9 protein-coding genes are annotated in these 7,183 nt (G+C 34.5%); all 9 read right to left on the bottom strand.

Annotation, left to right across the window (positions count from 1 at the left end; all coding sequences use genetic code 11):
* Nucleotides 1-154 precede the first annotated feature (154 nt).
* Nucleotides 155-661, bottom strand: a complete 507-nt coding sequence (nrdG, locus tag ABUA27_RS11440) for an anaerobic ribonucleoside-triphosphate reductase activating protein (RefSeq protein WP_129981279.1) — start codon at nt 659-661, stop codon at nt 155-157.
* Between the two features lie 23 nt (nt 662-684).
* Nucleotides 685-1,413 (bottom strand): energy-coupling factor ABC transporter ATP-binding protein, encoded by a 729-nt coding sequence (locus ABUA27_RS11445; protein ID WP_281080205.1) that lies wholly within the window; start codon nt 1,411-1,413, stop codon nt 685-687.
* Complete coding sequence (locus ABUA27_RS11450; protein WP_226793524.1) at nt 1,410-2,144, bottom strand: energy-coupling factor transporter transmembrane component T family protein; 735 nt, start codon at nt 2,142-2,144, stop codon at nt 1,410-1,412. Before ABUA27_RS11450 ends, ABUA27_RS11445 begins: the two co-directional genes overlap by 4 nt.
* Nucleotides 2,119-3,105 (bottom strand): energy-coupling factor ABC transporter permease, encoded by a 987-nt coding sequence (locus ABUA27_RS11455; RefSeq protein WP_287846173.1) that lies wholly within the window; start codon nt 3,103-3,105, stop codon nt 2,119-2,121. The genes ABUA27_RS11450 and ABUA27_RS11455 overlap by 26 nt, the downstream gene beginning before the upstream one ends.
* A gap of 1 nt (nt 3,106) precedes the next feature.
* Nucleotides 3,107-3,907 carry an ATP-dependent sacrificial sulfur transferase LarE gene (gene larE / locus ABUA27_RS11460; protein ID WP_287846171.1) on the bottom strand — a complete coding sequence of 267 codons (801 nt, stop codon included), beginning with the start codon at nt 3,905-3,907 and terminating at the stop codon, nt 3,107-3,109.
* Complete coding sequence (gene larC2 / locus ABUA27_RS11465; RefSeq protein ID WP_129981274.1) at nt 3,885-4,349, bottom strand: nickel pincer cofactor biosynthesis protein LarC2; 465 nt, start codon at nt 4,347-4,349, stop codon at nt 3,885-3,887. Before larC2 ends, larE begins: the two co-directional genes overlap by 23 nt.
* Entirely contained in the window at nt 4,327-5,121 is a 795-nt protein-coding gene (larC, locus tag ABUA27_RS11470) for a nickel pincer cofactor biosynthesis protein LarC (protein ID WP_129981273.1), read from the bottom strand. The genes larC2 and larC overlap by 23 nt, the downstream gene beginning before the upstream one ends.
* Nucleotides 5,118-5,861, bottom strand: a complete 744-nt coding sequence (gene larB / locus ABUA27_RS11475; RefSeq protein WP_303353089.1) for a nickel pincer cofactor biosynthesis protein LarB — start codon at nt 5,859-5,861, stop codon at nt 5,118-5,120. Before larB ends, larC begins: the two co-directional genes overlap by 4 nt.
* Nucleotides 5,862-6,006: 145 nt before the next feature.
* A complete protein-coding gene (locus ABUA27_RS11480) occupies nt 6,007-6,966 on the bottom strand; it encodes a helix-turn-helix domain-containing protein (protein WP_317375711.1) in 960 nt (319 codons plus the stop codon).
* Between the last annotated feature and the right edge of the window lie 217 nt (nt 6,967-7,183).

The following is a 7,183-nucleotide window of genomic DNA, read 5'->3' on the forward strand; positions in this document are numbered from 1 at the left end:
AATGATATCGCATCGTTCATCGAGCCCTGAAATCTGTCATTCATCAAGTTTTTCATAAACTTTTGACTCTACCTTATAATCTTTATAAGTACTATTATACGCTAAAACGTTTTCTTTTGTACAGAAAAATACTTATCAATTTGATAAGTATTTATTATATCTCTTTGAACTCAACTAAAGTGATATTTTTATTTTCTTTTGTTTTCTTTATATCAATAATTCTTTGATTAGAGGAACCTCTGAATTTGAGATTTGCATCTTTTAATTCATTCACAAATGGTCCATCTACTAATACATCAACATAATCAAGTAATGGCTGTTTCCATTCCATAATTTCTTCATAAAGGAATGAAGAATAGACCCAGATAGATTTAGTAGGGCATTCTTTTTTGATATGTTTGAGTAATTCTAAAATATCGTCTCTGTTTTCTTCTTCAAAAGGTTCTCCACCTAAAAGTGTGAATCCTGCAATATGGGGTTTATTAATAAGTTTAATTAATACATCTTCTAATTCAGATGTAAAAGCCTTTCCTCCTTTAAAATCCCATGTTTCCTGATTAAAACAGAATGGACAATGACGATGACATCCTTGAGTATAAAGAGATACTCTAATACCTGGTCCATTCGCAATATCTACTTCTCTTATTTGTGCATAACGCATCTTTTTCACCTCACAAAGTTTTATTATATACTCTTTTGTCTACTAAATGAAAGAGGAAGCTCTAAACCATTTTCTTCAAGAAGCTTTTTATTTGTTAAGATGTCTTGAGTTGGTCCATCTGCGACAAGCTTTCCGTTAGATAGTAATAAAACACGATCACATGTATCATAAATAAAATCTAAATCATGGGACGCTATCAACATTGTATAAGGGAGTTCGTTTAATACGTTGATTAGTCCACGACGATGTCTAGGATCTAATGAAACAGAAGGTTCATCAAATAATAGAATATCTGGACGCATAGAAAGGACTGTCGCAATGGCAGTTCTTTTTTTCTCCCCACCAGATAAGCGATAAATCTTCTCATGCTTCTTTTTCTGCATATGTACAAGATCTAATGCTTTGTTGATACGTTCTTCTAATTCTTCTCCCTGTAATCCTTCATTCATTGGGCCAAAGGCTACATCCTCATATACAGAAGACATAAAGAGCTGATTATCTGAATCCTGGAATACATAACCTATATGGGAACGAATAGATGCAAGGTTTTGATTGTTCATAGTTAAATCTGTAATTTTCAGTTCTCCCTGACCATTTTCTATTCCAATAATAGTTTTAAGAAGTGTAGATTTCCCTGCTCCATTACAGCCAATGAGTCCTACTTTTTCACCTTTTTGGATATGAAAATTCAAATTATCTAATATAATACGATTCTCTATATAAGAGAAAGAGAAATGATTCAGTTCAATCATAATGTCACCCCTTTTAAGAATAGTAATAGTATACACATAATACCAAATGTAAGTTTAGATAACTTATAATCATATTTTTGTGATTGTAATGGCATTACACCTTTAAAACCTCTTAACATCATAGATTGATAGACATTCATAGCACGATCAATGGAACGAAGCATCATTGAACCAACTAACGTTCCCCATGTCTTTATAGAAATACCAATCTGACCTGGTGCACGTAAGCTATAGGCAAGCAAAGTTTTGTCTGTTTCTTTAAAGAAAAGAATGAGATATCTTTGGATTAACATGATGACAACAATAAGAGATTGAGGCACTTTTAGTTTAGATAATCCCATACAGAGTTCCTCCATAGATGTTGTGGTCATCAATATGTAAGAGAATAGTAAGGCAAATATTCCTTTTAATGCAAGCACAATAAAACAAGTGATTCCATATCCCTTAAAGAATAAGAAAGGTGTTCCCATAAAGAGTAATAAAGCCACTAATGGTTTGAGTTCTCCTAGACATTTGAATAAATTGATTTCTCCAAGCATTGAAAATAAGAGTAAAGGTAAAAACATCACTACAATATAAATATTATGGATGGAATAAGAAGCAGTGATTATCAAATAAAGTAATACAATCAAAATCTTATAAGTGGGATGAATGGCAGAAAGAATGGTTGTACGTTTAGAAAGTGCATCAATTTGATGCACTCTCTTAATGGCTTTCTGTATGTTTTTCATGATAACGATGAATGAGCATATAGAGTCCTATGACAACTAAGACTCCAACGATTCCTGCAAACATCCCACCTAAGATTGATTCATGTCCTGCAATATTATAGTCAGGTAATAATGCAGTGAATTCCTGAACACGCGAAGACATAGAATAAATAGCCCCTTTGTGTGGTAGTTCTGTAGAACCAGTTAACTGTAAAATAGACCATTCTAATCCATCAGGGAAAGCACTAGCGAATATTGATAAAATACCAGCCACTGCGACAGAGAGACCACCAAATAGTGCAAGAAGCTTCTTTTTAGATGTTTTTGCCAGTTTAATTGTATGCCCCTGCCAGATGAGTTCTGGACGTGCTTCGTAAATAAATGATAGAACTAAACCTGTAATAATACCTTCTACTGCACCTATCGCAAGATGAATAGGCTGCATCACACCAATGAATAAGTTCCATGGGAGTGCTGTAATACCTGATAATTCTGTTTCTACAACTACTGAGAAGGCACCTAATTGTAAAGAGATGATAGAACCTAAGATAGAGGCAATCATCAAATTCTTCTTAGATAATTTTTTACTGATTATTGGCTTAAATATCAACATCGAAGAGATAAAGCATCCATAAAATGCCATATTCCATATATTACATCCTAGGGCAAGTAATCCACCATCCGCAAAAAGCAGACATTGTATTGCCAGTATACCTACCATCGTTAAGAAACCTGCATAAGGACCAAGTAGTGCTGTTAACATGAGTCCTCCTGTTAAGTGTCCTGAAGAACCTGTTCCTGGGATAGTGAAATTGATCATCTGGGCCGCAAAGACAAAGGCACCCATAACCCCCATCATTGGGAGTTTCTGTGGATCATTTTCTTCTTCTAGTTTTTTAATTGAATAAATAGTCATTGCACCTGATGCCAGATACATCGTTGTCGCAACAGCAGGTGAGACTAAGGCGTCAGCCATATGCATATTATTTTTCCTCCAGTTTAATATCTTGACTACCACTTCTAAATCCTTCTAGATCAAGAGTTACATAGTCATATCCTAATTCTTTAATAAATAAGACAATCTCTTGACGTTTATCCATACATTTCATAAAAGCATCTTGATCAATTTCTAAACGTACTATGTCATTATGTATTCTTGCACGTACATTGTAGAAACCATATGTATGAAGATAATCTTCAATCTTTTCTACTTTACGCATTTCCTCATAATTAAGTAATGTATGATAAGGAAATCTTGTCGCAAGACAAGGTGAAGATGGCTTATTAGCCGCTTTTAAATCGTAAGTACTAGCCAATTCTCTAATTTCTTTTTTAGTCATATTAGCCTCTAAGAGTGGACTATGTAATCCTGATTCCTTAATTGCTTTGATACCAGGACGATATTGTTTTAAATCATCGGCGTTTGTACCTTCAAGAATAGTAGAAATACCTAAACTGTGTGCGAGTTCCTTCACTTTAGTAAACATATACTTCTTACATAAATAACAACGATCTACAGGATTATTCTCTATTCCTGCACCTTCTAATTCATCTACATGAATCACTTTATGAATAGCCCCTAATTCTTCAGCTATTTGCTTGGCTTCATCTGCTTCCATCACAGGATGAAGCGCTGTTTGAATAGTAACAGCATAGACATGCGTATGATATCTCTTTGATGCTTCAACTGCCATTTTTAATAAGAGTGTACTGTCTACGCCACCAGAAAAAGCAATCATAACATCTTCATGTAGATACTGATCAATGATGGCGACTAAATTCATAATAACTCCTTTCCAGCAATTGATAAACATCAATAATAGATAAATTATGTTTTTCACTTAATAACTTCGCACTTTCATATTCAGGATACGCTCTTTTCTCTCCATCTATATCTACCACCTTAAATACAGCATCACCAAAAGGCGTAGAAATTGTTTCAAAGGTTCTAGTAAGAACTGTACGTTCCATGTAAGTACGTCTAATACCGATAGTGCTTGTTTCTTTGAAGATGATTGTTTCTAATTCTTTTCTTTTTTCTTCATCACATAATACATTGAGTAAGTAAGCAGGTCTGTTCTTTTTCATCATTACGGGAATATAATGAACATCTTTAGCACCATGAGACATTAATAACTCCATCACATGACCTAATACTTCTCCTGTACTATCATCAATATTTGTTTCTAGCTTACATACTTGATCAGTGCCTGGGATCTGTTTCAATCAACATTGCACGAAGTAAGCTTGGTCTTTCATAAGCACGCTTACCTGCCCCTATACCTGTCTTTTTAATTGTGAAGGTAGAAGGAAGTGTATGAGATGTCACAATAGACGCAGCAATGGCAGCACCTGTAGGAGTCACTAATTCTCCTTTGATAGTATCAATATGAATAGGTAAATGATGACTCGATACAATGTTGTTAACAGCTGGAACAGGAATAGGCAAAGTGCCATGAGCACAATTCACAGTACCTGTTCCTTCATAAATAACCGGAATATAGACTTCATCAATACCTAAATCATCAAAACATACCGCTGCAGAAATAATATCTACAATAGAATCCACAGCACCTACTTCATGAAAATGGACTTCTTCAATAGAAGTACCATGGGCTTTGGCTTCTGCTTCACCTAAAATAGTGAAGATCTTTTTAGCCAATTCTTTAGCATGATCTGTCATTTGTGCATGATCAATGATATGTAAAATATCATGCAAGTGACGATGTTCATGATGATGGTGATGTTCATGATGTGTATGTTCACCATATAAATAGTTCATATCGTGATCATGATTATCCTCATCCAAAATAACATTAAAATCACAGACATCAAGTCCTGATTTATTGACTCTTGTGATTTCAGTTTTAAAACCAGTAAGAGATAATGATGAAAGAACTTCTTCTAATACTTCTTTTGAAGCCCCTAAATCAAGTAAGCTTGCGACAAACATATCTCCACTTATTCCAGAATAACATTCTAAATATAATTGATTCATTTTGATTCTCCTGTTCTATTAATCTGTGTTGCGATATAACCTGCACCATAGCCATTATCAATATTCACTACCGCAATACCATTGGCACAAGAATTAATCATTGTAAGTAAAGCACTAACACCATGAAAGCTGGCTCCATAACCCACTGATGTAGGTACTGCAATAACAGGACAGTCTACTAAACCACCTATGACACTTGCAAGAGCTCCTTCCATTCCTGCCACCGCAATAATACATCGTGCTGATTGCAAGATATCTAGTTGAGATAATAAGCGATGAATACCACTCACACCTACATCATACAAACGTTCTACATGACACCCGAAGAATTCAGCTGTCTGTGCTGCTTCTTCAGCCACATTAAGATCTGCTGTACCAGCACTACATACAACAATCTTCCCTTTATGTTCCTTTTCTTTTTCTATCTTAATAATATGTGATAATGGATCATATTCTAGTTCAGGAAATTCATCCCTTAAAAGTTCATATTGATGTATTGAGGCTCTTGTCCCAAATACTTCTCCCTGCACCTCATAAAGTCTTCTCACAATACCGACTAAGTGATCATCTGCTTTTCCCTGGCAATAAATCACTTCCTGAAAACCTGAACGTATTTCTCTATTTGTATCTAGTTTCGCATAGCCTAATTCTTCAAAAGCTGATTTCTTAAAGAATTGTTCGGCTTCTTCTACAGATAGTTCTCCTGTTTTAACTTTTTCTAGTATTTCCTTTGTTTCCATATAATCACCACCTTTATTAGGGTAACATTAAACCCTAGTTTAGTGTCAAATGTTTTGTATCTTCATTATACAATGAGAGAAAAATAGTTCACAAGAAAACTTGTGAACTATCACTTTTCTAATAATTATTTTAAGATTGAATAAACTACTTTTCTCTACCTTCTATAGTCATTTTCACCAGACCAAGCACTGCTGCATATAATACTCCAGCCACTGGCCATATAATCCATGTGAACTTCCAGTTATTTGTCCAGAAACTCCATCCAAGATATATCGCAACCATTAAACACCAATAAGCACCCGAAAAAGCATCTGTCTTCTTTTTCAAATGTTTCTCTTCTATTGTATATTCCCCTTCCTGCAATAGAGTATCATAGCTAGACTTGATCATACCTGCACGAATAAGAATATTGACACCTATAGAAACAATAATAAGTAATAGACCTACAGATATACCACTCATATAATCTTCTACTTCCATTACACCTGCCATTATAGTAGGAATGACAGAAAGAATACAAAGTACTACTCCTATCGCAATATTCCTTGTGAATGTTGGTTCATACTTATCTCTTCTTTCACGCACCATACCTGATACACCATATTCTGTCTCAAAGATTTCTTTTTCTAAATGCTGCATATGAGATTCTCGTAATCCATAATTCACAAATAGATAGACAGCTATTGCGACTAATACAAGAAGTAGTACTAAACTAAAACCTATAAGTATATGATCTTCTGTCATTGTACCTAATACTATAAGAGGTACAGAACTTAATATGCATAGACTTGTCGCATTGGCGACTATTCTTGAACCTTTACTTTTCATATCTAAATATTGATTGGCTTCTTCCATACTTACCTTGATTGTTTTTGTTTCAACATATTCATTCAGTGGTTCTTCTTCTATTTCATTCTTTAGTAAGTAATCAGTAGTCACACCAAATAATTCAGACATCTGAAGTATTCTTTTTAGGTCTGGTATAGATCCTGCACTTTCCCATTTTGAAACAGCCTGCCTAGATACACCTAACTTACTTGCAAGTTCTTCCTGTGACCAGCCATTCTTTTTTCTTTCTTCTATAATCTTATCAGCAAGAATCATATTCATCTCCTCCTTACATACAAAATATACCAATTATGGTAATTTCCTTCTACCAATTCAGGCTGAAAATATGTCAACTGGTGGTTGCAGAAGGTGATTTTTCTAAACAAGTCTGATTATATAAAAAAAACGCACGGTGTTGATATGATGACCTCCCAGTAGACAGTGTAAATAATTAAAAGCACTGTTTGCTGAGGAGGTTTTTCTTATGGGAAGA

The sequence above is a fragment of the Catenibacterium sp. RTP21428st1_D7_RTP21428_210409 genome (assembly GCF_040227455.1).
GTDB classification, from domain to species: Bacteria; Bacillota_I; Bacilli_A; order Erysipelotrichales; family Coprobacillaceae; genus Catenibacterium; species Catenibacterium mitsuoka_A.

Coding starts and splice junctions, on each gene's coding strand:
- nrdG (WP_129981279.1), bottom strand. CDS start 661: ATGCGTTATGCACAAATAAGAGAAGTAGATATTGCGAATGGACCAGGT.
- larC (WP_129981273.1), bottom strand. CDS start 5,121: ATGAATCAATTATATTTAGAATGTTATTCTGGAATAAGTGGAGATATG.
- ABUA27_RS11455 (WP_287846173.1), bottom strand. CDS start 3,105: ATGCATATGGCTGACGCCTTAGTCTCACCTGCTGTTGCGACAACGATG.
- larE (WP_287846171.1), bottom strand. CDS start 3,907: ATGAATTTAGTCGCCATCATTGATCAGTATCTACATGAAGATGTTATG.
- ABUA27_RS11445 (WP_281080205.1), bottom strand. CDS start 1,413: ATGATTGAACTGAATCATTTCTCTTTCTCTTATATAGAGAATCGTATT.
- ABUA27_RS11480 (WP_317375711.1), bottom strand. CDS start 6,966: ATGATTCTTGCTGATAAGATTATAGAAGAAAGAAAAAAGAATGGCTGG.
- larB (WP_303353089.1), bottom strand. CDS start 5,861: ATGGAAACAAAGGAAATACTAGAAAAAGTTAAAACAGGAGAACTATCT.
- ABUA27_RS11450 (WP_226793524.1), bottom strand. CDS start 2,144: ATGAAAAACATACAGAAAGCCATTAAGAGAGTGCATCAAATTGATGCA.